The following is a 24,449-nucleotide window of genomic DNA, read 5'->3' as shown; positions in this document are numbered from 1 at the left end:
TACGCGGGCCGCCACGCCATCCACGCACCACACGATTCACGTTACGCCGCCCAGCGCGGGATACAGATGCTCCAGCCCAAGACACGACGGGACACCGGATCGGTCGGCGCCGCCTGCGCCGCCGTCTCTATCGCCATCGCCGCCGCCGCGGCGGCCTGCGCCTGGCCCGTGCTGGCCGCCACCGTGCAGGAAGCCCGCCTGCCCGCGCGCGCCATCAAGCTGCTGGCCGGCGCGCAGCAGGAAGTGCGCCTGGGCCAGCCGCTCGAGCGCGTGGCGGTGGGCAATCCGGCGGTGGCCGATGCCTTGCTGCTGAAGAACGGCACGGGCCCCGCCAGCGTGCTGGTGGTGGCACGCAGTCCCGGCGTGACGGACCTGATGATCTGGCCGCGCGGCGGCGCGCCGGTGCGCTACGCCGTCGAGGTGGCCGCGGTGGCGCCCGATGCCGACGCCCCGTCGGTCACGTCGTCGGCGGCGGGCGTCTCGATCGATGGGCAGTCGCCGGACGCGCTCGTGGCTGCGCGCGCGCAGGCCGCGGCACGCGCCACGCAGGGCGGCAGGGAAGGCAAGGATGGCAAGGATGGCAAGGGCGGCGGCGTCGTCGTTGACCGCTCCGTGGTGCCCCTGAGCGCTACCGTGCAGGTCGACGTCAAGGTGGTCGAGGTCAGCAAGTCGGTGCTCAAGGAGGTCGGGCTGAACTTCTTCCGCGCCAATGGCGGCTTCTCCTTCGGCACCTTCTCGCCGTCTTCGCTGAACAAGTTCACGGCGGGTTCCTTCAGTTCGGGCTCCAGCAGCTCCGGCAGCGGTTCCGCCAGCGTGGACAGCGGCCTGCCGATCGGCAACGCCTTCAACCTGGTGGCGGCCTCGGTCTCGCACGGCATCTTCGCCAATATCAGCGTGCTGGAAAGCAACGGCCTGGCGCGCGTGCTGGCCGAGCCCAGCCTGGTGGCGCTGTCCGGCCAGAGCGCGAGCTTCCTGGCCGGCGGCGAGATCCCGATCCCGGTGCCGCAGGCGCTCGGCACCACCACCATCCAGTTCAAGCCCTTCGGCATCGGCCTGACCGTGACGCCGACGGTGCTGGCCGCGAACCGCATCGCGCTCAAGGTCGCGCCGGAGGCGAGCGATCTCGACTTCACGCGCAGCGTGTCGATCAACGGCGCTTCGGTGCCGGCCATCATCACGCGCCGCGCCGATACCACCATCGAACTGGGCGACGGCGAAAGCTTCGTCATCGGCGGCCTGGTCAACCGCAACACCGTGAGCAGTGTCAGCAAGGTGCCCGTGCTCGGCGACCTGCCCATCATCGGCGCCTTCTTCAAGAACCTGAACTACACCCAGGACGAGCGCGAGCTGGTGATCATGGTCTCGCCGCGCCTGGTCAAGCCGCTGGCCAAGGGCTCGGCGGCGGCGGCAGCGGTGGGCAACGATGGCCGTACCAGCGCCGATCCCAATGTCTGGGGCTGGTACATGCTCGGCGAGTATGCCGATCCGACGCTGCCGGGCTTTTCGAAGTAGCAGGCGGGGGACACGTGCGGAATGACGGAATGGCGGCACCACAGAGAAGACAGCGGTAACGGTAGATGGACTATTTCCTGTTGAACTCCCCGCAGGGCGGGCTGGCGCAATGGCTGGGCGGCGTGCTGCACGGTGCCGGCACGCTGCTGCTGGACGACGGCGCGCAGGAGTCCTTCGTCGACAAGATCACGACGGCGAATCCGGCGCTGGTGTTCCTCGATTTCTCGCCGGCGCAGGCTGCGGACTCGGCACGCCTGGCCGCGCAGCTCGGCCGCCTGTTTCCCACCGTGCCGCTGGTGGCCGTGGGCAATGCCGCGGAGCCTGCGGCGCCGCTGGCCGCGCTGCGCGCCGGCATGAGGGATTTCGTCGATATCGGCGCGCCGGCGCAGGAGGCGATGGAGGTGATCCGGCGCCTGCTGGCCGCGCGGCTGCAGGTGCAGGTACCGGCGCTGGTCGCGGAGCCGTCCCGGCGCGGCAAGGTGCTGGCCGTGCTGGGCGCGCGCGCCGGCGTGGGCACCTCCACGCTGGCGGTCAACCTGGCCACCGCCGTGCGGCGCGGCTCCGGAGCAGAGGTGCTGCTGCTGGATCTCGGGCTGCCGGCGCGCGATGGCGCGCTCTACATGAACATCAGCCCAGGCTTCCACTTCGTCGAGGCCGTGCGCAACCTGCGCCGCTTCGACCAGGTCTTCGTGCAGACGGCACTGGCGCGCCATGCCAACGGCGTCTCGGTGCTGCCGCTGCCGACCACGCTGGCCGAGCTGCGCGACATCTCCTATTCGGAGGCGCTGGCGCTGCTGGAGCGCCTGCGCGGCTTCTTCGATCTGCAGGTGATCGATCTCGGCGGCTTCAGCAACGCCGACTTCATGGCGCAGATCGTCAAGGCGGCCGACACGGTGATGATGGTCACCGAACAGAGCGTCGGCGCCATCGTGTCCGCCGCCGAGCTGGTGCAGGAACTGAAGAAACGCGACGTAGAGCGCGAAGACATAGAGCTGGTGGTATCGCGCTTCGATGCACGCCTGGGGCTGGAGGCCGGGGAGATCGCGCAGCGGGTCGGCATGTCCGGCGCTGTCGAACTGCCCGACCGGCGCGAGGCCCTGGTGCTGGCGATGAACCGTGGCGCGCTGCTGGCGGATGACAAGCCGGGGGATCCCTACATGCTGGCTCTCGGCGGCTTGACTGAGCAGCTCGGATTCCGCGCCCCGCGCGCGTCCCAGGCCAGCCTGTTGCACAAACTGAAGGACAGGCTGCCAGACGCGCTGCGTGCGGTGCGCGTGGCAAGAACCGGAAACTGAAATGACGCAACCGATCGAATTCTCGGATAACGCCGCAGCGCCCTTTCCCGTCTCCCAGGAGTTCCACAACATCAAGGAGGCGGCGCACGAACACCTGCTGACGCGCATCGAGGAGCTGGGCGCCGAGTTCGGCCGCTGGTCGCGCACGGCCATCCAGCGCTTCGTCGACCTGGAGCTGGAGGGCTTCACGCGGCTGCGCCGCATCCCCATCAACGAATCCGAGCTGCGCCAGATCGCCGAGGCCTTGACCAAGGAGCTGGCCGGCTTCGGCCCGATCGAGGACCTGCTCAACGATCCCGCGGTGGAAGACATCCTGATCAACGGCCACATGGATGTCTATGTGTCGCGCCACGGCGTGCTCGAACGCATCCCGGTGCGCTTCGCCGACGCGGGCCACCTGCTGCGCATCGTGCGCCGCATCCTGGCGCCGATCGGGCGCCGGCTGGACGAATCGAACCCGATGGTCGACGCGCGCCTGCCCGACGGCGGCCGCATCAACGTGGTGATCCCGCCGCTGGCCCTGGAGGGGCCGGTGGTCTCGATCCGCAAGTTCCGCAAGGATCCGCTGACGCCGGCCGACCTGCAGCAGCTCGGCAGCATGAGCCCCGAGATCTGCGAGCTGCTGGAGGCCGCGGTCAAGGCCCGCTGCAATATCCTGGTCAGCGGCGGCACCAGTTCCGGCAAGACCTCGCTGCTCAATGCGCTGGCCACCTTCGTGCCGCTCACGGAGCGCGTCATCACCATCGAAGACACGGCCGAGCTGGCGCTCAACCATCCGCACGTGGTGCGGCTGGAGAGCCGCCCCGGCGGCTTCGAGGGTACCGGCGTGGTGTCCATCCGCGACCTGCTGCGCAACAGCCTGCGCATGCGTCCCGACCGCATCATCGTGGGCGAAGTGCGCGGCGGCGAAGTGCTGGAGATGCTGCAGGCCATGAGCACCGGCCACGATGGCTCGATGGGCACCATCCACGCCAGCAGCCCGCGCGAGTGCCTGTACCGCCTGGAGATGCTGGCCGGCTTCGCCGGCTTCCAGGGCAGCGAGGTCAGCCTGCGCCGGCAGATCGCCAACGCCATCGACTTCATCGTGCAGATCGGCCGCCTGTCCAACGGCAAGCGGCGCATCCTGTCGATCACCGAGGTGACCGGCCTGGGCGACAACATCATCTCGACGCAGGAGCTGTACCGCCACGAGGTCACGCCCGGGCCGGACGGCACCGAGAACGAGCGCTGGGTGTCGCTGGGCATCCTGCCGCATTCGCCCAAGCTGGCGCGCATGCGCCCGGCCAACTTCCTGATGGATGACCGCTTCGATGTCTAGCCCGGCCCTGTTCATCGCCGCGCTGGCCCTGCTGCTGCTGGGCCTGGGCCTGCTGCTGCTGGCCGGCAGCCGTGGCCGCGCGCGGCACGAACAGGCCAGCGCCCACCTGCAGGCGCAGACCGAGCAGGTGCGCGCGCGCTACGCGAGCGTGGTGGAACTCGACGTGCAGGCCGGCAACCGCAAGCTGAGCCATCACTGGAAGGAGTTGCTGCGGCGTGCCGACCTGGCGCCGACGCGCCGTACCTACCTGTTGTGGGGCGGGCCGGGCTTGCTGGCCATCGTGGCGGCGATGGCCACGGGCGGCCTGCTGGCCGGCGTGGCGGCCGCGGTGGTCTGCGTGGCCGTGGCGGCCTTCCTGGTCTGGAACCGCGTGCAGCGCATCCGCATGAAGCTGCTGATGCAGCTGCCCGGTTTCCTGGATGGCGTGGTGCGCTTGATGAGCATCGGCAGCAGCGTGCCGGCGGCCTTCCAGAACGCCATCCTGAACACCGAGGCGCCGCTGCGCCAATGTCTGGTACAGGCGGTGCACCTGCAGCGCGCGGGCAAGGAACTCGAGCAGGCGGTGCAGCTGATCGGCCGCATCTACCGGCTCGACGAGCTGGTGATGGTGGCCTCGGTGCTGCGCCTGTCGGTGCGCTACGGCGGCCGCGCCGACATCGTGATGGAGCGTACCGCGGCGTTCATGCGGGATCGCGAGTCGGCGCAGCGCGAGCTGCGCGCACTGTCGTCGGAGACACGCTTGTCGGCCTGGATTCTCGGACTGCTGCCGCTGGTGGTGGCCGGCGGGCTGTTCACGCTGAATGCCGGCTACATCCTGATGATGTGGCATGACTCGGCCGGCAAGGCGATGCTGCTGTCGGCCGCGGGGCTGGAAGTGGCCGGCGCGGTCATTCTGTACCGCCTCGCCAAGGCGATCTAGGAGCGCACATGGATGCCAACACGCTGATCGTGCTGAGCCTGGTCATCGCGGCCTGCGGAGTGCTTGCGCTGGCGCTGCCATTGCTGAAGCGCTGGCGCTTGCAACGGGGCGCAGCGCGCACGCTCGATTCGGCGCTGGCGCGCCAGCGGGCGGAAGCCCATGGCGCAGCAGCATCGGCAGCATCGGCGTCGGCATCGGCCCCGGGCGTCCAGGCCGATGCCGGACGCAAGGACGGCGCCGCGCTGAGCGCCAAGCTGGGCGCGCGAGTCGGCAACCGGCTGCTCGAACGCTTCAACCAGCGCTGGCTGGAATCACCGCTGGGCCGCGCCGTGGTGACCGCGGAGGAACAGGCGCTGCTCGAACAGTGCGGCTTCTATGGCGTGCGCGCGCGCGCGGTGTTCGGCGCGCTGCGCCTGCTGCTGCCGACCGTGGCCGCGGTGCTGGCTTTCCTCTGGCGCCTACCGCAGGATGGACTGTCAGCCGTGGTCTGGGCCTTCGCGGCGTTTGCCGCACTCTATCTGGGCAGCAAGGCCGCCTTGCGGCGGCGCGCCGCGCAGCGCCTGGTCCAGCTCGAAGAAGAGCTGCCTGTGCTGGTCGACATCCTCCGCCTGCTGCAAGGCGTGGGGCTGTCGATCGACCAGAGCCTGCAAGTGATCGTCAGCGAGTTCGGCAGCATGCTGCACGTGCTCGGCCCCGAGCTGAACCGCGCCAACCAGCAGTTCGCCTCGGGCCGCTCGCGCGAGCAGACCCTGCAGCGCATCGGCCGGCTGTTCGACAGCGAGGACCTGCGCAACCTGATCATGCTGCTCAGCCAGGTCGACCGCTTCGGCGGCGCGGTGCAGGAACCGCTGCGCCTGTTCGGGCTGAGGTTGCAGGAGACGCGCAAGGCCAACCTGAAGGACAAGATCGGCCGGTTGACGGTGAAGATGACGGCGGTGATGGTGGTCACGCTGCTGCCGGTGCTGTTGATCCTGACCGCCGGGCCCGGCTTCCTGGGCGTGATACGGATGATGTCGAAGGTGGGCGGAACATGATGATGAAAACCTGGATCCAGGGTATGCAGCGGCGCTGGTGGACCGGCCTGTTGCCGGTGGCGCTGGCGGGCTGCTCCGCCCTCGCCAACAGCAACTCGGCGGCCATGCTGGAGCAGCAGGCACAGGCGCAGTCCGAGCTGATCAAGGCGCAGAACAAGGAAGCGCGCGCCGAGTACAACGACAAGGCGCTTTATCTCGCGCTGATCGAGAAGATGCAGCAGCAGGACCTCTACTTCGCCTCGCTCGCGCATATCGATGCTTTCCAGCAGCGCTTCGGCGCAGGCCCGGAGATCCTGGCGCTGCGCGCCGAGGCCCTGCGCGAGACCGGGCAGGACGCGGCCGCCACCGAGGCCTACCAGGCGCTCGCCAGGCAGGGCGGGGCCGCGCGCGCCCACCATGGCCTGGGCCTGATCGCCGGGCGCCAGGGCGACTTCGGCAAGGCCGTGCAGGAACTGCGCCAGGCCAGTGCGGCGGACCCGACCAATCCGCGCATCGCCAGCGACCTCGGCTACGCGCTGATGCGCACCGGCGCGCTGCAGGAAGCGCGCGTGCCGGTGATGCAGGCGCTGCAGCTGGACGGCAGCAACCCGAAGGTGGTGGGCAATGCCGCGGTGTGGCTGATCGCGGACGGCAAGCGAGGCCAGGCGACCGCGCTGATGCAGAAGGCCGCGCTGCCGGAAGCATCGCGCAGCGCCATCCGGCGCGAGGCCGAACGCATCGCGCGGGCAAGCAGTACGCGCGAGCGCGCGGCCGTGGTCTGGCCGGGCGCCTCGGCGCTGGCGCGGCTGGCGCAGCCGGCGCCCGCCGCGGTGGCGGCCGGTGCCGCCGCGCCGGCAGATCCGGGCGGCAGCGGCCAGTGAGCCGGCGTCCCCCACAGCAAGATTCGAACAGGAAGAGAGCGAGATGACACGCAACCAACGCCATGCCAGCCGCCCGCGCGGCATCCGCATCGCCCTGCTGCTGGCGCTGGGCCTGCCCGGCGCGCTGGCCTGGGCGCAGGCGCCCGCCGGCGGCGGCGAGGCCGCGCCGCCGGAACTGACCGGCCGCCCGGCGCTGCGCCCCATCGGTGAGAACACGCGCTACGTGCTCGAGGTCCAGCGCAGCGGCGCGGAAGCCGGCCCGCTGCTGCCCATGCGCGGCGAGCAGGCCGCGCTTGGCTACCTGCGCTATATGCAGAGCTTCCGCTACCAGATTCCCGAGTTCTATAGCGGACAGACCTCGTCGAGCGGCCTGCGCGGCTCGGCCGCCAATTCGAGCGGCACGCTCCCGGCGACGGCGCAATGATCCGCAGGCCGCGTTCCGGGCAGCGCGGCGCCGTCAGCGTGCTGGCGGTGCTGCTGATCGCCACCATCGCCATGGCGGCGCTGGTGTCGATCGACCTCGGCAACGTCTTCTACCGCCAGCGCCAGCTGCAGAGCATGGTCGACCTGGCGGCGCTGAGCGCGGCGCAGCAGTTGAAGCAGGCGGGGACCACAGCCGCGCAGACGGCCAGCACCCTCGCCTCGGCGCAGGCGATCGGGCGTGGCAACGGTTATCCGGGGGCGGCCAGCACCGACTGCAGCTTGCCGGGTGCGGGCGGGGCCGATGGCATGAAGGTCTGCCTGGGGGTGTGGGATCCGAGCTATAGCGTGGCGGGCGATGCGTCCCATTTCAATGCGAGCTACAACACCAGCGCCACCACGGCCAACGCCGTGCGCGTCACCGCCACGCAGACGGTGCCGGTGCTGTTCGTGATCCCGGGCTCCTCTTCGCGCCAGCTGCGCGCGCAGGCGGTCGCGGTCGGCAGTCCGCCGACCGCCTCGTTCTCCATCGGCAGCGGCCTGCTCGATGTCGGCACGGCGAACAGCCTGTTGTCGCTGCTGCTGGGACGCACGGTGCAATTGTCGGTGGCGGACTGGAACGGGCTGGTCAATGCCAAGGTCTCGCTGGCGCAGCTGCAGTTGCAGGCGAAGGTGGGATCGATCCAGCAACTGCTGAACACCTCGCTGTCGATCAGCGACTTCTATGCGCTGGTGCTGGGGGCGGCCGGGCAGAGCAGCCTGCTCAGTACCCTGCTCGGCGGCGTGCCGGTGGTCGGTGTCAACGCTGCGCAGGCGACGGTCAGCCTGGCGCAGCTGCTGAACCTCGGCGTGCTCGCGCCGGCGCAGTCGGCGGCGGCGAATGTGGGCTTGAGCGTGTCCAGCCTGCTGACACTGGCGGCGCAGGTGGCCAATGGCGGATCGGCGGTGTCGGTGCCGACGTTGGGTCTGAAGCTGCCGACCAATGTGGCGAGCGTGCAGGCGCAGCTTTACGTGACGCAGCCGCCTGTGATGGCGGCGGGGCCGGTGCTGCAACTGAGCGGGGCTCCGCCGACTTGGGCGACGACGGCGCATACGGCACAGGTTGGAGTTACGTTGAATGTGCAGGGCAGCACCAACGTCGATCTGGGACCGCTGGGTCTTCTTGTGGCCCTTGTGAACCAGTTGGTAAGCGTCACTATCAACGTGCCACTGTATGTCGAAGTCGCTGCGGCTCAAGCATCGCTGCAAGGCTTGCAATGCACTTCCGACTTGAGTAGTCGACGCGCGACATTGGGCGTAAGTACAAGTATTGTGACCGCCTGTCTTGGGAAGGGGGATGGCACGCCGGGCTGCGGCACGCAGGCAACCCTGGTCGATGCGCCGGTGCTTGGTGGCCTCGTGCAAGTTACGATCACGGCAACGGGCACGCCTAGCAAGATTGGTTCCGCCAATCAAACGCTAGTGACCCTGGCGCCTGGTGGTACGGCACACGTTGGGACATCGCAAGTGATCGCTGGCCTTCTCACCGATGTGGTGGGGAACATCGTGCCCACCGTAACACTATCGGTAGCGAAGATTCCAATACTAGGCCTTCCGATCGCGTTGGCCCCCCTGCTGCAGCCCCTGGCCGCTCCCCTCGACGGCCTGCTCACCCCGCTGCTGAACGGTCTCGGTCTTCAACTCGGCACCGCCGACGTCTGGCTGAACGACATCAGCTGCAAGAACTCCGATTTGGTTTACTGAACATGGCATCAACGTTGCGCCTAACGACAGCATGGATGGCGGGTCGCTTATGAAAACAGATCGCTGGGCCTACGAGAATCTCGAAGTCTACGTATGGGAAGGCAAGCAGGAGATCGCCGATCGCATCACGCGCTTCCTGGCGCCGCTGGGCGTGGAGGTGATCCGCGCGGGGGCGCTGGAGGCGCCGCCGGCCGAGCCGCGGCTGAAGCCTGCCATCGCGGTGATCAGCGTGTCGGTGATCGGCAATGCCAAGTTCACCGCGCTGGACTGGGAGGCAGCGCATGGCATGCCGGTGGTGTGGGTGGCCGCGCCCGGGCGCGAGGGCGACCCGGGGCGCTTCCCGCCCGAGTATGCGCACATCCTGTCGGCCGACTTCTCCGGCGCGGACCTGCGCGGCCAGATCGGCAAGCTGCTGCCGCAACTGCTGGCGGCGAGCGAGCCGGAGACCGAGGTGGCCGACCTGGTGGCCGAGTCGCCGGCGATGCGCCAGTTGCTCGAGCAGGTCGATACCTTCGCCGACTTCCCCAGCAATGTGATGCTGTACGGCGAGACCGGGGCCGGCAAGGAGCGCATCGCGCGCCTGTTCCACGAGCGCAACCGCAGCTATGGCAAGGGGCCGTTCGTGGCGGTCAACTGCGGCGCCATTCCGGACGGCCTGTTCGAGTCGCAGTTCTTCGGCCATGCCAAGGGCGCCTTCACCGGCGCCATGTATGCGCACCAGGGCTATTTCGAGCAGGCCAACGGCGGCACGCTGTTCCTCGACGAGATCGGCGACCTGCCGATGTTCCAGCAGGTCAAGCTGCTGCGCGTGCTGGAGGAAAAGGCGGTGACGCGGCTGGGCTCGACGCTGCCGGTGCGGCTGGACTTCCGCCTGGTGGCGGCGACCAACAAGGACCTGCGCGAGGCGGTGGGCCAGGGGCGCTTCCGCGCGGATCTCTATTTCCGCCTGTCGGTGATCGAGCTGCGCGTGCCCAGCCTCGAAGAACGGGGGCCCGGCGACAAGGTGCTGCTGCTGCAGTCCTTCCTGCGCCAGATGATGGGGCGTGCCGAGCATGACGCGCTGCCGCCGGCGCCGGACTGGCTGCGCGGGGCGGTGGGCACGGCCTACTTCAACGGCAATGTGCGCGAGCTGCGCAATCTGGCCGAGCGCGTCGGCATCGTGCTGCGGCAATGCCGCGCCTGGGACGAGGGCCGCATCCGGCCGCTGTTCCGCTCGCTGCGCCCGGGTGCCTTCGAGGGCAACGAGCGCGCCGCCGACTGGCGCGGCGATGCCGAGGAGCGGCGCCGTATCATCGCCGCGCTTGACGCCAATGGCTGGCGCCGCCAGGACACGGCGGCCTGCCTCGGCATCAGCCGCAAGGTGCTGTGGGAGAAGATGCGCAAGTTCCAGATCGCCGACAACGAGGCTGAGCCGGCGTAAGCCTTGCCCGCCGGCGTGGCGGGCATGGCGTTCAGAGCGGGCGCAGCTGCTTGACCTTGAAGCGGCCCTCGCGCAGCAGCTCCTTGTCGTAGACGCCCACGAGCTCGACTTCGGTGGTCTCGCCGATGTTGACGCCGGCCGGCCACAGCGCCGGCTTGATCTTGACCACCATCTCGCCGCTGGCGTCGCGGAAGCGGTAGGTGTTGCCGCTCAGGCTGCCGACCAGACGGCCGCGCAGGCGCGCGGCCTGGTCGTCGCGGCCGGTGTCGGCCAGGGCCTTGACCGTGCTGGCAGGGATGACCGACGGGCCGACGTAGTCGGCGTGGGCGGGGGCGGCGGCGATGGCCGCGAAAGTGGCGAGGGCGAGGCAGGTGGCGGACAGGCGGCGTTGCATGCTGGCATTCTCCAGGAGGTGGGCGGTGGCTTCGGGACGGCGCCCGTGAGGGGCGCCGATGCCATGCATGATGTCCGGCCGGGCCTGAACCGAGGCTGAACACGGCCCGGCCGCGCGCGCGAGGCTATGATGCGGCATTGGCGCGGCGTTTCCGCCGCCGCGCCGCATCCATCCGCTTCAGGGAGTCACTTTGCGTTTCCTCCACACGGCCGACTGGCATCTCGGCCGGCTCTTCCACGCGCGCAGCCTGGTCGACGACCAGGCCTACGTGCTCGACCAGTTCGTCGACCTGGTGCGCGAGCAGCGTCCCGATGCCGTGCTGCTGGCCGGCGATGTCTATGACCGGGCGGTGCCGCCGCCGGAAGCCGTGGCCCTGCTCGACGACGTGCTGGCCCGCATCGTCGCCGGCCTGCGCGTGCCGGTGGTGATGATCGCCGGCAACCACGACAATGCGCAGCGGCTCGCCTTCGGCGCCCGCCTGATGCAGGACCAGGGCCTGCACGTGGCGGGGCTGGTCAGCAAGGACCCGCTCTGTGTGCGCCTGCGCGATGCCGACGGCGAGGTGCGGCTCTATGCGCTGCCCTATGCCGAGCCCGCGCTGGTGCGCGATGCCTACGGCGTGGAGCCGGCCGGACACGAAGCGGCGTTGGCTACCCAGCTCGATGCGATCCGTGCCGTCCATCCGGCGGGTGTGCGCTCGGTGGTGGTGGGCCATGCCTTCGTGGTCGGCGGCAGCGCCAGCGAGTCGGAGCGGCCGCTGTCGGTCGGTGGCAGCGGCGCGGTTGCGGCCAGCGTGTTCGACGGTTTCGACCTGGTGGCGCTCGGCCACCTGCATCGGCCGCAGACCCTCGGCGAGCGCATCCACTATGCCGGCTCGCTGCTGAAGTACTCGGTGTCGGAGGCCGGACACGCCAAGTCGGTATCGCTGATCGAACTGGATGCGCGCGGCGGCGTGCGCATCGAACCGATCGCGCTGCGGCCGCGGCGCGACCTGCGCGTGCTGCAGGGCACGCTGGCCGAGCTGGTGGCCGGGGCGGCGACCGATCCGGGGCGGGACGACTACATCCATGCCGTGCTGACCGATACCGGCGCCCTGCTCGACCCCATGGCGCGCCTGCGCCAGGGCTACCCGAACACGCTGGCGCTGGAACGCGCGGTGCTGGCGCGCAGCGGTACGGCCGGTGCCGCGGGCAGGCGGCTGCGCGAGCTGGACACGGCCACCCTGTTTGCCGATTTCTTCCGCGAGGTGACCGACGGCGAACTGGACGAGCCGCAGCGCGCGGCGCTGCAGCAGGCCCTCGGCGGCCTGGACCGCGATGTCCGTGGCGCGGAGGGTAGCGCATGAAGCCGCTGTGGCTGGCCATGCAGGCCTTCGGCCCCTTCGCCGCGCGCGAGGTGATCGATTTCACGCAGTTGGGAGAGCATGCCTTCTTCCTGATCCACGGTCCGACCGGCGCGGGCAAGACCACGGTGCTCGACGCGATCTGCTTCGCGCTGTACGGCGACACCTCCGGCGGCGAGCGCAGTGCCCAGGACATGCGCAGCGCCAATGCCGCGGCGGGGCTGCGCAGCGAAGTCGAGCTGGAATTCGCCCTGGGGGCGCAGCGCTACCGCATCGTGCGCTCGCCGGCGCAGGAGCGGCCCAAGCTGCGCGGCGAGGGCACGGTCAAGGAGGCGGCGCGCGCCCAGCTCGATGCCCTGGAGGGCGGCGAGTGGGTCAGCAAGGCCAGCCAGCCGGGCCGTGTCGACGAGTTCGTGCGAGGCCTGCTGGGCTTCGACAGCACGCAGTTCCGCCAGGTCATCGTGCTGCCGCAGGGCCGCTTCCGCGAACTGCTGACGGCGGATTCGAAGTCGCGCCAGGCCATCCTCGAGCGCCTGTTCCATACGGAGCTCTACCGGCGCGTGGAGGACCTGCTCAAGACCCAGGCAGGCGAACTGCGCCGCGATGCCGAGCGCATCGAGATCCGGCGCGCGGAACTGCTGCAGCAGCATGGGCTGGAAAGTACCGAGGCGCTCGATGCGCGGCTGGCCGAGGCGCTCGTGCAGGGTACCGCCCTGCACGAGCGCGAGGGCGCGGCACGCACCGCGCTGTCGCTGGCGACGCTTGGCCTGCAGCAAGGCGAGCAGGCGGCCGCGCAGCTGGCCGAGGCGGCCCAGGCCCATGCCGCCCACGCCGCCCTGCAGGCGCGCAGCGCCGAGGTCGACGCGCAGCGGGGGCGCGTGCGCGCCGCGCACCAGGCCCAGGCGGCGTTGCCCTGGCTGCAGCGCCAGCGCGACGCCGTGGTACAGGGCGAGCGCGCGGCGCAGGCGGTCGAGGCCGCCGCGCTGGTGCTGGCACGGCGGCAGGAGGCGGCGCGCGCGGCGGCAGCGGCGCTGGCGGCGCAGCGGGAGCGCGATCCGCTGCGCCAGCAGGCGCAGCAGCAGGTGGTCCAGCTGGAGGGTGCGCTGACGCATGCGCGCCGCCTGGGCCAGGTGCGCGATGCGCTGGCCGCCGCGCAGGCGGCGCAGGCGCGGGCCGCCACGGCGCATGAACAGGCGCAGGCCCAGCGCGAGCAGCAGGAGGCGCGGTTGCGGCAGATCGAGACGGCGCTGGAGACGGCGCGGGCGACCGCGGCCGGCGCCGAGGCTGCCGCGCTCAAGCTCGAAGCCGCCCGCCAGCGCACTGCCGTGCTGGCGCAGCACGGCGAAGCCGGCCGAGCCTGCCAACGGGCGCTGGCCCACCAGCACGCACAGGCCGGGCGCGAGCGCAGCAGCGCGGCGGCGCTGCGCGAGGCACGCAGCGCGCTGCGTGCCATGGAGGCGGCGTGGCTGGCCGGGCAGGCCGGGCGCCTGGCCGCGTCACTGCGCGCCGGCGATCCCTGCCCGGTGTGCGGCAGCCTGGAGCATCCATCACCGTCCCTGCCGCTGGAGGCCGGGATCGAGGATGCGGCGCTCGAGGCCGCACGCGCGCGGGTGGAGCAGGAAGAAGGCGAGGCCGGCGCAGCCGCCAGTGCCGCGCAGGCAGCCCAGGCCGAGTTGCTGGCGGCCCAGGCGCGCCTGGCCGAGCTGGAGCGTGCGGTGGGCGCGGCGGGTGACGCCGGCGCCGAAGCGGCCGCGCGGCTGGCGCAGCAGGTCGAGGCGCTGGAGCAAGGGCTGGCCGGTGCGCGTGCCGCGGCCGCGCAGGCCGGCACGCTGGAGGGGCAGGCCGCCACGCAGCGCGCCGCGCTCGCCGCGGCGCAGGAGCGCCTGGCGGCGGCGGACACGGCGCTGCGCCAGTCAGCCGATCAACTGGCGCAGCGGCAGGGCGAATGGCGTGCCGCCAGCGAGCACGTGCCGGAAGCATTGCGCGAGCCGGAGGCCGTGGAACAGGCCCTGCAGGCGGCGCGGGCCGGACTTGCCGCGGCCGAGGCCGCGCTGCAGGCCGCGCAGGCCGCCGAGCGCGAGGCCACCAGCGCCCTGGCGGCGGCGGGCGCCGCGCACGGCGCGGCCCAAGCGGAGGCGGCGCGCCAGGCGGCCCAGGTGGCACAGGCGCGCGAGGCTTTCGCGCAGGCCCTGGCGCGGGCCGGCTTCGCCGACGCGCCGGCCCTGGAGGCGGCGGGCATGGAGGCGGCCGCCCTGGAAAGACTGGAGGCGGCGCTGCGCGAGTTCGACCTGGCGCTGGCCGCCGCCGCCGACCGGCAGGCGCGCGCCGCCACCGTGGCGGCGGCGCTGCAGCCGCCCGACCTGGCCGCGCTGCGGGAGGCGCAGGCGCGCACGCAGCGCGAACTCGAAGCCCTGGTCGCCGAGCAGGCCGCGCTGGCGCGCGCGCAGCAGGGACTGCAGGCTTGCCGGCAACGCTTGCACGAGTTGACGGCCGAGGCGGGTGGCATCGAGGCGCGCTTTGCCGTTCTCGGCCGCCTGTCCGAGGTTGCCGCCGGCAACAACCCGCGTCGCATGAGCTTCCAGCGCTTCGTGCTGGCGACGCTGCTGGACGAAGTGCTGGAAGCGGCTTCGCTGCGGCTGGTGCGCATGAGCCGCGGCCGCTACGAGCTGCAGCGCGTGCGCGAACAGGGCGACAAGCGCGCGGCCGGCGGCCTGGACCTCGAAGTCTTCGACCACGATACCGGCCTGCCGCGGCCGGCCAGCACGCTGTCCGGCGGGGAAGGCTTCCTGGCCTCGCTGTCGCTGGCGCTGGGCCTGGCCGACGTGGTGCAGTCGCGCGCTGGCGGAATCCAGCTCGATACGCTATTCGTGGATGAGGGTTTCGGCACGCTCGATCCGGAGAGCCTCGACTTCGCCATCCGCACGCTGCTGGACCTGCAGCAGGCGGGGCGGCTGGTCGGCGTGGTGTCGCACGTCAGCGAATTGCGCGAGCGCGTCGATGTGCGGCTGGAGATCCGGCCGGGAGCCCAGGGCAGCCGCGCGGTTCTGCAACTGCCTTGAGCCATCGCCCGGCCGGCAGGGCGGGCGGGAGAGCGGACACGAGCGGGCCCGGGCGGGCACACTGCGGTGTCCGCTCGGGCGGGCGGGCGGCCGGTCCGGTGCCGCCTGCTGCGCTTGACCCTTGGTGCGGGCGGGCGTAACATGTTCATTTAGCGAATTCAAGTTCGCAATTAGAACAAAGTCGGAAAGACTGGCTGGCAGGGCAGCCGCCACGCCCGCTCGGGCGGCATCGGTGAGACGAATCGCCCGGCACGACATCCGGAGACTTCTTTGCGCGCTGCACTGCGGCGGGTTCCGGCTGGACGTCCGGAGTTTTCCAAACAGGAACGCAAGTGATCAACAAGATATATGACTCGGTGGAGGCGGCGGTCGCCGGCATCCACGACGGCGCCACCATCCTGATCGGCGGTTTCGGCCTGGCCGGCATGCCCGCCGAGCTGATCGACGCGCTGATCGCGCAGGGTGCGCGCGACCTGACCATCGTCAACAACAACGCCGGCAACGGCGACACCGGCCTGGCCGCGCTGCTGAAAGCCAAGCGCGTGCGCAAGATCATCTGCTCCTTCCCGCGCCAGTCCGATTCCTACGTCTTCGACGCGCTCTTCCACGCGGGCGAGATCGAGCTCGAGCTGGTGCCCCAGGGCAACCTCGCCGAGCGCATCCGCGCCGCCGGCGCCGGCATCGGCGGCTTCTTCACCCGGACCGCCTACGGCACGCCGCTGGCCGAGGGCAAGGAAACCCGCATCATCGACGGCCAGGGCTATGTGTTCGAGAAGCCCATCCACGCCGACTTCGCGCTGATCAAGGCCGATGCCGCCGACCGCTGGGGCAACCTGGTCTACCGCAAGACCGCGCGCAACTTCGGCCCGGTCATGGCCATGGCCGCCAAGTGCGCCATCGCGCAGGTCAACAGGGTGGTGGAACTCGGCGAGCTGGATCCCGAGCACATCGTCACGCCGGGCCTGTTCGTCAAGCGCGTCGTCAAGGTGGACTGCGGTCCGACCCGCATTTCCTGACCAGTCTGAGAGCGAAAGGAGAACCGATATGCAACGCCTCACCCGCGATCAGATGGCCGCACGCGTGGCCAAGGACATTCCCGACGGTGCCGTGGTCAACCTCGGCATCGGCCTGCCCACCCTGGTCGGCAACCACCTGCCGGCCGACCGCGAGATCCTGCTGCACAGCGAAAACGGCCTGCTCGGCATGGGCCCGGCACCGGCCGAGGACCAGATCGACGGCGACCTGATCAATGCCGGCAAGCAGCCGGTCACGGTCAAGCCGGGCGGCTCGTATTTCCACCACGCGGATTCTTTCGCGATGATGCGCGGCGGCCACCTCGACTTCTGCGTGCTGGGCGCCTTCCAGGTGTCCGAGAAGGGCGACCTGGCCAACTGGCATACCGGCGCCCCGGGCGCGATTCCGGCCGTGGGCGGCGCCATGGACCTGGCGATCGGCGCCAAGCAGGTCTTCGTCATGATGGAGCACCAGACCAAGAAGGGCGAAAGCAAGATCGTGCCGCAGTGCACCTATCCGCTGACCGGCATCGGCTGCGTCACCCGTATCTACACGGACCTCGCTACCATTGACGTGACGCCGGACGGACTGGTCGCGCGCGACCTGGTCGAAGGGCTGTCCTTCGAAGAACTGCAGCGCCTGACCGGCGTGCCCCTGACGCAGGGCGCCGCCTGAGCGGGGCGCCTCGGCATACACGACAACCGAACGAGAGACGAGACATGACCGAAGCCTTTATCTGCGACGCCATCCGCACCCCCATCGGCCGCTACGGCGGCAGCCTGTCCGCGGTGCGCGCGGATGACCTGGGCGCGGTGCCGCTGAAGGCGCTGATGGCACGCAACCCGAACCTGGACTGGCGCGCGATCGACGACGTGATCTACGGCAACGCCAACCAGGCCGGCGAGGACAACCGCAACGTGGCGCGCATGTCGCTGCTGCTGGCCGGCCTGCCGCAGGATGTGCCGGGTGCCACCATCAACCGCCTGTGCGGCTCCGGCATGGACGCCACCGGCACCGCCGCGCGCGCCATCAAGGCGGGCGAGGCCGGCCTGATGATCGCCGGCGGCGTGGAAAGCATGAGCCGCGCGCCCTTCGTGATGGGCAAGGCCACCAGCGCCTTCTCGCGCGATGCGCAGATCTTCGACACCACCATCGGCTGGCGCTTCGTCAACCCGGCCATGCGCGCGGCCTACGGCGTGGACTCGATGCCCGAGACCGCCGAGAACGTCGCCACCGACTACAAGATCAGCCGTGAAGACCAGGACCTGATGGCGCTGCGCAGCCAGGAAAAGGCCTCGCGCGCGCAGGCCGACGGCACGCTGGCCCAGGAAATCACCGCCGTGACGATCGCGCAGAAGAAGGGCGATCCGATCGTGGTCGAGCGCGACGAGCATCCGCGCGCCACCAGCATGGAAGCGCTGGCCAGGCTCAAGGGCGTGGTGCGCGCGGACGGCACCGTGACCGCCGGCAATGCCTCCGGCGTCAACGACGGCGCCTGCGCGCTGCTGCTGGCCAGCGAAGCCGCCGCCAGGCAGCATGGCCTGACGCCGAAGGCACGCATCGTCGGCATGGCCACCGCCGGCGTGGCGCCGCGCGTGATGGGCATCGGCCCGGCGCCGGCCACGCAGAAGCTGATGAAGCAGCTCGGCATGACGCTGGACCAGATCGACGTGATCGAGCTGAACGAAGCGTTCGCCGCGCAGGGCCTGGCCGTGCTGCGCGAACTCGGCGTGCGCGATGACGATCCCCGCGTCAACCCCAACGGCGGCGCGATCGCGCTGGGCCACCCGCTCGGCATGAGCGGCGCGCGCCTGGTGACCACCGCCATGTACCAGCTGCACCGCACCGGTGGCCGCTTCGCGCTGTGCACCATGTGCATCGGCGTGGGCCAGGGCATCGCCATGGTGATCGAGCGCGTCTGAGGCGTGCTGCGGCTGCCCCGGGCGCGCAGCCGGCGTCCGGGCAGCCTACAGATCACATTGCAGGCTGCCGTTAGCCAGTGAGGACCTGATCGGAGCACGGCCGGCCGCCCGCCGGCCGCCGGCGTTCCTTCCGGTCGCCTTCGCCTCCTGCGGAGCGTGAAGCCATGCGGCCGGGCCGGTCGCGTTTTTCAGCATTGCCCGGCACGCACGCCGGTGTGGAGTCCATGATGTCCCTTCCCGTTGCCACGCTGGTCACCGGCGGCAGTTCCGGAATCGGCCGCGCCATCTGCGAGATGCTGCTCGCCGACGGCGTGACGCAAGTGGTCAATGTCGACTATGCCGAGCCCGGCTGGTCGCACCCGAACATGACCTTCTTCCAGGCGGACCTGACCGACGCCGCGGCCACGCGCGCGGTCGGCGAGCAGGTCACGCAGCGCTTTGCCGTGACCCGCCTGGTCAACAACGCGGGCGCGACCCGCCCCGGCACCATCGACAGCGCCACGCTGGACGACCTCGACTACGTGGTGGGCCTGCACCTGCAGGCCAGCATGCTGCTGATCCAGGCCTGCCTGCCGGCCATGCGCGCGGCAGGTTTCGGCCGCATCGTGCAGATGGCCTCGCGCGCGGCGCTGGGTAAGACCGAGCGCGTGGTCTACTCGGCCACCAAGGCCGGCATGATCGGCATGGCGCGCACCCTGGCCATGGAACTCGGCGGCGACGGCATCACCGTCAACTCCGTGGCGCCGGGCCCGATCGCCACCGAGCTGTTCCGCCGCAGCAACCCGGAGGGCAGCGAGCGCACCCGGCGCATTCTCGCCAGCATCGCGGTCAAGCGCATGGGAACGCCGGAAGACGTGGCGCGCGCCGCCATGTTCTTCCTGTCGCCAGAAAACGGCTTCGTCACCGGACAGGTTCTCTATGTCTGCGGCGGAACCACGCTGGGCGTGGCGCCCGTCTGAAGAAGACCGCCACGCCGCCACGAAGGCCAGCCTTTCATGAGAGGGCGGGCCGGTATAACGATATTTCAGGAGCATTTTCATGAGTTTCGCCTCTCACACTTCGTCGGCGCGCCGCCGCCTGCTGGCTGCCGGCGTGGCGCTCGCGGCCGGCTTTGCCGGATTCGCCGGCGTGGCCGGCTCGGCCTTCGCGCAGGGCGGCTATCCGACCAAGCCGATCACCATGATCGTGCCGTTCTCGGCGGGCGGCACCACCGACATCCTGGCCCGCATCGTCGGCCTGCAACTGAGCAAGGTGCTCGGCCAGCCGGTGGTGATCGACAACCGGCCGGGCGCCGGCGGCAATATCGGCGCGGCGCTGGCTGCCAAGGCGCCGGGCGATGGCTATACCCTGTTCATGGGCACCATCGGCACCCACGCGATCAACCAGTCGCTGTACGCCAAGCTGCCGTACGACCCGGTCAAGGACTTCGCGCCGATCACCCGCGTGGCCATGGTGCCCAATGTGGTGGTGGTCAATCCCAAGGTGCCGGTGCAGAACGTCAAGGAACTGATCGCCTACGTCAAGGCGAACCCGGACAAGCTGTCCTTCGGCTCCTCGGGCAGCGGTTCGTCGATGCATCTGTCGGGCGAACTGTTCAACTCGATGACCGGCCTGCACATCCAGCACATTCCGTACAAGGGCAGCGCCCCCGCGGTGAACGACCTGCTGGGCAACCAGATCGGCCTGATGTTCGATAACCTGCCTTCGTCCTATCCGCACATCAAGGCAGGCCAGCTGCGCGCGCTCGCCGTGACCTCGGCCAAGCGCTCGCCGGCACTGCCCAATGTGCCGACCGTGGCCGAGGCCGGCGTGCCGGGCTACGAGGCGACCTCATGGTTCGCGCTGTACGCGACCGGCGGCACGCCGCAGCCGATCGTCGACCGCCTGAACGCCGAAGTGGTCAAGATCCTGCAGAAGCCGGAAGTGCAGAAGCAACTCGCCGAACAGGGCGCGGAAGCGCATCCGGAGAAGCCGGCCGACCTGGCGAACTTCATGAAGTCCGAGACCGCCAAGTGGTCCAAGGTGGTCAAGTCCTCCGGCGCCACCGTGGGCTGATGCCACGAGCCTTGGACGGGCACGGAAAAAGCCGGCGCGCAGCGCCGGCTTTTTCTTTTATCCTGCGGCAATGCCAAGGGACCGGGACAGGAACGGCAGAAAAAACCCGCGCATGGCGCGGGCGGAATCCTGGCCCAATGGGCAGGAGGAGACGCGATGGCGGCCCGGCGGCGGCGGCCGGGACATGCGCTCAGATGGTGTATTTGACGACCTGCTCCTCCACGCCGACGAAGCGCACGAGGATGCGCAGGCCGCTCGGGTATTCCTTGATATGGTGGCCGTCCGGCGTATCGGGCAGGCGGTAATAGACCGGTGCCGGCTCCCGAGACCGGGCAGCCGGCACCGAGCCGCCGCCCGAAGCCGGGGCGGCGGGGTCATGGACCTGTGGCTGATGTCCGGTCATCGTGGAACTCCTGACGAAAGGCATGCATGGACACCTTGGCCGGAAGTCGGCATCGTGCATGCAGGTGGCAATGTCTCGAATGTATTACGGGGCTGGAGAAAATGCCATTTAGCGTTTTTTAATTCTGTTGCAGCGATTTAACTTTATTGTCATTCCGGGGCGATTCTTCGCGCAGCCGGGGGTGGCAACGCCGGGGCGCGGCCGCGCCACGGTGGCGCCCGAATTCGTGGGGTACGCCGCCGCATGCTGTGGTGCATTGATTACAATGCCCCCATGCGAACACCCTTCAGCAAGGCCAGGCTCGGCCGCTACCAGCTAGAGGCGCGTCAGTGAGCACAAACTCTGGTGTCGACCGGACACAGCCGGCCCTCTTCGATGCCGACCTGGCGGCCTGGCGCAGCCAGCCGGAGCGCGCCTTCGATGGCTGGCTGGCCAGCCATGGCTTCGGCCAGGCGACCGCCGTCGTCTATCGGGCGATGTGGGGCAAGCTGCTGCGCTGGTCCGGCGAGCGGGGGCTGGCGCCGCTGAGCTGGTCTGCACAGCAGATCGGCGAATTCCTCGATGCCCAGCAACTGCACAAGCACCATCGCTACCGCTACGCGCGCCTGATAGAGCGGGTCTTCCATCACCTGTCCGCCTTGCAGCAAGGCCTGCACAATCCGGCCACCCAGGCGGTGCGGGCCCGCCTGGCCGATGGCGAAAACGATCCGATGGCCTTCCTGCTGCCGGCGGAGCGGGATTGCCTGATCTCGCAACTGGCCGCGGCCTGCGCCGGGCCCGAAGCACAAGGTGAGTACTCGCCCACGCAGTGGAAGCGCGCGCGCGACCTGGCCTTGCTGGCGGTGTTGCTGGGCGCCGGCCTGAAGGTCGGCCAGGTGCGCGCACTGGGTCTCGACCAGTTCACCGACGGGCTGCAGGCGGTGCGCATGGTGAGGCCGGACAATGGGCGTGCCTATGAGGCCCCCCTGTTGGCCTTCGCGCGGCCCGCCTTGGCAGCCTGGCTGGCGGTGCGCGCCAGCGGCGGCGCGCTGGGTTCGCTGGTCTTCCCCGCCACGCCCGATGGACGGGCCATGCATGCGGCGTCCGTGTATCGCCGCATCGAGCGCCTGCTCGGGCAGGCCGGGGTGCTGGACGGGCGCAGCGAACGCGCCTCGCCCCAGACCTTGCGCAACACCTATGGCGCCCTGCATTTCGATGCCGGCGCCGGACCGGCGGCGGTGGCGCAGTATCTCGGCATGCGCGACCTGGAGTCGGGCTGGCGCCTGCGCGCCGCGTATGAAGCGTGGATGGCGCGCAGCGGGCAGATGACCGACCACGATGCACCCGCGGCATCGGCCTGAATGCCGGCGCCCGTCACAAAATCCGACGAACATCTCATCAGGAATCGAAACTTCATGTCTGAAACCTTGTTGTTGACCGGCGCGACCGGATACATCGGCTCGCATACCTGGGTCGCGCTGCTGGAGGCCGGCTATCAGGTGATCGGCCTGGACAATCTGTGCAACAGCAGCCGGGTCGTGGTGGACCGTATCGCCGCCATCACCGGACAGGCACCCCGCTTCGTCGAGGGCGATGTGCGTGACGACTCACTATTGCGCCAACTATTCGCAGAGAACGAGATCAGCGGGGCGATCCACTTCGCCGCGCTGAAGGCGGTGGGCGAATCGGTGGCCCAGCCGCTGGCCTACTACGGCAACAATCTCGAGGGCCTCGTGACGCTGTGTTCGGTCATGGGCGAGGCCGGCGTCAAGCAACTGGTGTTCAGTTCCTCGGCGACGGTCTATGGCAATCCCCATGCGGTGCCGATCCTGGAGGATTTTCCGCTGTCGGCCACCAACCCCTATGGCCAGACCAAACTGATGGGCGAACAGATCCTGCGCGACCTGGAGCGCTCCGATCCTGCCTGGCGCATCGCCTACCTGCGCTATTTCAATCCGGTCGGTGCGCATGAAAGCGGGCAGATCGGGGAAGATCCGGGTGGAATTCCCAACAATCTGATGCCGTATGTCGCGCAGGTGGCAGGCGGGCGCCGCGAGAAACTGATGGTTTTCGGCGGTGATTATCCGACGGTCGACGGCACGGGCGTGCGCGACTATATACACGTTTGCGACCTGGCGGACGGCCATCTTGCCGCCCTGGAATATCTGCGCCGCGCGGGTGCTGGCCTGACCGTCAATCTGGGGACCGGACGCGGCTACAGCGTACTGGAGGTGGTCAAGGCCTACGAGGCAGCCAGCGGGCGGACCGTTCCTTACGAGATCGTCGCGCGTCGGCCGGGCGATATTGCGGCCTGCTATGCCGATCCGTCATTGGCGGGAGATTTGCTGGGGTGGCGTGCGCGCCATGATATCGAGCGGATGTGTGCCGACTCGTGGCGCTGGCAGTCGATGAATCCGCTCGGGTTTGCCGGCGCCTGAATGCCATCGGCAGGGCTTTTCCCGCAGCGGGTTCCTGCTGCGGGGCCCCGCAGCGGGCGCAAGCGGTAAGCCCCTGCATAATCGCGCGCAGAAAAAACAAAGGACAAAGGCCGGGCTGCGTTGACCAGGCGCCCGGCCCGTCCCCCCCGGAACGGAAACGCCGCGCCGCGTCCATTTGCATGAACGCGGCGCCGGGTCTGGGCATGGTCGCGGCAACCCGGCCTGGAGCCGGGGCGGCGCTGCTGGCGGCGCGGCACCAGCCGCTGCCACGCAGGCGCCAGCCGGTCGGAACTCAGCGGATCAGGAAGTCCTCGACCTGCTTGCCGGCGGCCAGGGCCTGGGTCAGCCAGCCCGGGCGCTTGCCGCGACCGGTCCAGGTGTTGCCGGCATTGTCGCGATAGCGCACCGGCACCTTGCGGCTTGCCTTCTTGCCGGCGACCGGCTTGGCGCCAAAACCGAGATCGTCGGCGGTCAGGCCATATTGCTCGATTTTCTGGCGAATATCAGCGATCACAGCAGCCTGTTCGCGCGCCTTGATTTCCTCTGCTTGCTTCTGCAGTGCGTTGATCTGCTGAACGATTTCCTGATATGTCGCCATTGCTTGCCTCGATTTTAGGGGTGGGAGCGTGAAGATTCGCATGAATTATAACGAGCCGGACGGGCCCTGCAAATGCCTTTAACCCGTTTGAGGATCGATACACAAAAAAATTGGTGCTGGCCGTGGGCAAATGAACTTTTGCACCGCCCGCGAGTCTGCAGGAATCGCGGTTTTTTCCGCGCCGCCAGCGCACGCAATGTGCATTTGAGATGGGGCGATCCGCGGCAGGCCGATAACGCCGGCTATTCGACCGCGGCCGCGTTCATAGGGGTTTGGGTGGAAGAATAGTGATTCCCGCATAACAAAGCCGATAAGTCTGACGTTGGCGGCTGGCGCAATGCCCCGCGCGGCTGGCTCGCCTCAAGAAAGATTCTGCCCAGCCGATATCCTGCGAGTGGATCGTCGATGTGTCGGTCCGACAACATGGGGCATTGGCGTGTCCCCCGGGGTCCGTCTTGTCCGAGGTGCATCATGTCCTTTCTTAAAAACATTGAGATCCAGGCTCAGTCGCGCACGGCATCGGCAATGCGCCCGGCCCTGCCATGCCCGCGGCCTGGCAGGGCGGCGCTGCGCGGCCCGGCGCGGGGCCCCGGCCGGCGGCTGGCGAACGCTGCCGGTGTCCTGGCCTCGGTGGTGCTTCCGGGAGAATGCCGGCGGCGTGAGGGGACTGGCACCGTATCCAGGGCGGCGCGCACCAGGGCGTCCACCGTGGCCGGCGGCGGCA

The 24,449-nt window shown here is 69.6% G+C and carries 21 protein-coding genes; 18 read left to right on the top strand and 3 right to left on the bottom strand.

What is annotated here, in order from left to right:
* Window positions 1-66 precede the first annotated feature (66 nt).
* The 9 genes from BKK81_RS20855 (at window position 67) to BKK81_RS20815 (ending at window position 10,521) form a co-directional block, all read left to right on the top strand.
* Complete coding sequence (locus tag BKK81_RS20855; protein WP_083384311.1) at window positions 67-1,512, top strand: type II and III secretion system protein family protein; 1,446 nt, start codon at window positions 67-69, stop codon at window positions 1,510-1,512.
* A 65-nt stretch (window positions 1,513-1,577) separates the two neighbouring features.
* Window positions 1,578-2,807 carry a pilus assembly protein gene (locus tag BKK81_RS20850; RefSeq protein ID WP_071017360.1) on the top strand — a complete coding sequence of 410 codons (1,230 nt, stop codon included), beginning with the start codon at window positions 1,578-1,580 and terminating at the stop codon, window positions 2,805-2,807.
* Between the two features lies 1 nt (window position 2,808).
* Entirely contained in the window at window positions 2,809-4,125 is a 1,317-nt protein-coding gene (locus tag BKK81_RS20845) for a CpaF family protein (protein WP_071017358.1), read from the top strand.
* Window positions 4,118-5,044, top strand: coding sequence for a type II secretion system F family protein (locus BKK81_RS20840; RefSeq protein ID WP_071017356.1), 927 nt, complete (start codon window positions 4,118-4,120; stop codon window positions 5,042-5,044). The genes BKK81_RS20845 and BKK81_RS20840 overlap by 8 nt, the downstream gene beginning before the upstream one ends.
* An 8-nt stretch (window positions 5,045-5,052) precedes the next feature.
* Window positions 5,053-6,078 carry a type II secretion system F family protein gene (locus BKK81_RS20835; protein ID WP_071017354.1) on the top strand — a complete coding sequence of 342 codons (1,026 nt, stop codon included), beginning with the start codon at window positions 5,053-5,055 and terminating at the stop codon, window positions 6,076-6,078.
* 2 nt (window positions 6,079-6,080) lie between these two features.
* Window positions 6,081-6,938 carry a tetratricopeptide repeat protein gene (locus BKK81_RS20830; RefSeq protein ID WP_197524061.1) on the top strand — a complete coding sequence of 286 codons (858 nt, stop codon included), beginning with the start codon at window positions 6,081-6,083 and terminating at the stop codon, window positions 6,936-6,938.
* Between the two features lie 43 nt (window positions 6,939-6,981).
* Window positions 6,982-7,362 (top strand): DUF3613 domain-containing protein, encoded by a 381-nt coding sequence (locus tag BKK81_RS20825; RefSeq protein ID WP_071017350.1) that lies wholly within the window; start codon window positions 6,982-6,984, stop codon window positions 7,360-7,362.
* Window positions 7,359-9,101, top strand: coding sequence for a TadG family pilus assembly protein (locus BKK81_RS20820; RefSeq protein ID WP_071017348.1), 1,743 nt, complete (start codon window positions 7,359-7,361; stop codon window positions 9,099-9,101). The genes BKK81_RS20825 and BKK81_RS20820 overlap by 4 nt, the downstream gene beginning before the upstream one ends.
* A 49-nt stretch (window positions 9,102-9,150) precedes the next feature.
* A complete protein-coding gene (locus BKK81_RS20815; RefSeq protein WP_071017347.1) occupies window positions 9,151-10,521 on the top strand; it encodes a sigma 54-interacting transcriptional regulator in 1,371 nt (456 codons plus the stop codon).
* A 31-nt stretch (window positions 10,522-10,552) separates the two neighbouring features.
* On the opposite strand, the gene BKK81_RS20810 is transcribed toward BKK81_RS20815, so the two are convergent.
* Complete coding sequence (locus BKK81_RS20810; RefSeq protein ID WP_071017345.1) at window positions 10,553-10,915, bottom strand: YgiW/YdeI family stress tolerance OB fold protein; 363 nt, start codon at window positions 10,913-10,915, stop codon at window positions 10,553-10,555.
* Between the two features lie 190 nt (window positions 10,916-11,105).
* Between BKK81_RS20810 and BKK81_RS20805 the strand changes: the two genes are divergently transcribed.
* The 7 genes from BKK81_RS20805 (at window position 11,106) to BKK81_RS20775 (ending at window position 20,307) form a co-directional block, all read left to right on the top strand.
* Window positions 11,106-12,260 carry an exonuclease SbcCD subunit D gene (locus tag BKK81_RS20805; RefSeq protein WP_071017343.1) on the top strand — a complete coding sequence of 385 codons (1,155 nt, stop codon included), beginning with the start codon at window positions 11,106-11,108 and terminating at the stop codon, window positions 12,258-12,260.
* A complete protein-coding gene (locus BKK81_RS20800) occupies window positions 12,257-15,316 on the top strand; it encodes an AAA family ATPase (protein WP_071017341.1) in 3,060 nt (1,019 codons plus the stop codon). Before BKK81_RS20805 ends, BKK81_RS20800 begins: the two co-directional genes overlap by 4 nt.
* 332 nt (window positions 15,317-15,648) lie before the next feature.
* Window positions 15,649-16,332: a 3-oxoacid CoA-transferase subunit A gene (locus BKK81_RS20795; RefSeq protein WP_071017339.1), complete on the top strand. Its 684-nt coding sequence runs from the start codon at window positions 15,649-15,651 to the stop codon at window positions 16,330-16,332.
* Window positions 16,333-16,360: 28 nt separating this feature from the next.
* Window positions 16,361-17,005 carry a 3-oxoacid CoA-transferase subunit B gene (locus BKK81_RS20790; RefSeq protein ID WP_071017338.1) on the top strand — a complete coding sequence of 215 codons (645 nt, stop codon included), beginning with the start codon at window positions 16,361-16,363 and terminating at the stop codon, window positions 17,003-17,005.
* A 44-nt stretch (window positions 17,006-17,049) separates the two neighbouring features.
* Entirely contained in the window at window positions 17,050-18,252 is a 1,203-nt protein-coding gene (gene pcaF, locus BKK81_RS20785; protein ID WP_071017336.1) for a 3-oxoadipyl-CoA thiolase, read from the top strand.
* A gap of 227 nt (window positions 18,253-18,479) precedes the next feature.
* Complete coding sequence (locus tag BKK81_RS20780; protein ID WP_071017334.1) at window positions 18,480-19,211, top strand: SDR family NAD(P)-dependent oxidoreductase; 732 nt, start codon at window positions 18,480-18,482, stop codon at window positions 19,209-19,211.
* Window positions 19,212-19,290: 79 nt separating this feature from the next.
* Window positions 19,291-20,307 carry a Bug family tripartite tricarboxylate transporter substrate binding protein gene (locus tag BKK81_RS20775; protein ID WP_071017332.1) on the top strand — a complete coding sequence of 339 codons (1,017 nt, stop codon included), beginning with the start codon at window positions 19,291-19,293 and terminating at the stop codon, window positions 20,305-20,307.
* A gap of 190 nt (window positions 20,308-20,497) precedes the next feature.
* Here BKK81_RS20775 and BKK81_RS20770 read toward each other — a convergent pair whose 3' ends face one another.
* Window positions 20,498-20,710, bottom strand: a complete 213-nt coding sequence (locus BKK81_RS20770; protein ID WP_071017330.1) for a hypothetical protein — start codon at window positions 20,708-20,710, stop codon at window positions 20,498-20,500.
* Window positions 20,711-21,039: 329 nt separating this feature from the next.
* Between BKK81_RS20770 and BKK81_RS20765 the strand changes: the two genes are divergently transcribed.
* Both BKK81_RS20765 and galE read left to right on the top strand, forming a co-directional pair.
* Window positions 21,040-22,050, top strand: a complete 1,011-nt coding sequence (locus BKK81_RS20765) for a tyrosine-type recombinase/integrase (protein ID WP_071017328.1) — start codon at window positions 21,040-21,042, stop codon at window positions 22,048-22,050.
* 54 nt (window positions 22,051-22,104) lie between these two features.
* Window positions 22,105-23,127 (top strand): UDP-glucose 4-epimerase GalE, encoded by a 1,023-nt coding sequence (gene galE / locus BKK81_RS20760; protein ID WP_071017326.1) that lies wholly within the window; start codon window positions 22,105-22,107, stop codon window positions 23,125-23,127.
* Between the two features lie 292 nt (window positions 23,128-23,419).
* Here the strand turns inward: galE and BKK81_RS20755 are convergent, their stop codons facing one another.
* On the bottom strand, window positions 23,420-23,725 hold the full coding sequence (locus tag BKK81_RS20755) for an H-NS histone family protein (RefSeq protein ID WP_071017325.1): 306 nt from the start codon (window positions 23,723-23,725) through the stop codon (window positions 23,420-23,422).
* Between the last annotated feature and the right edge of the window lie 724 nt (window positions 23,726-24,449).

Source organism: Cupriavidus sp. USMAHM13 (genome assembly GCF_001854285.1).
GTDB classification, from domain to species: domain Bacteria; phylum Pseudomonadota; class Gammaproteobacteria; order Burkholderiales; family Burkholderiaceae; genus Cupriavidus; species Cupriavidus malaysiensis.
Note: the sequence above shows the minus strand (reverse complement) of the source record. Positions and strands in the feature narration are given on the sequence as shown.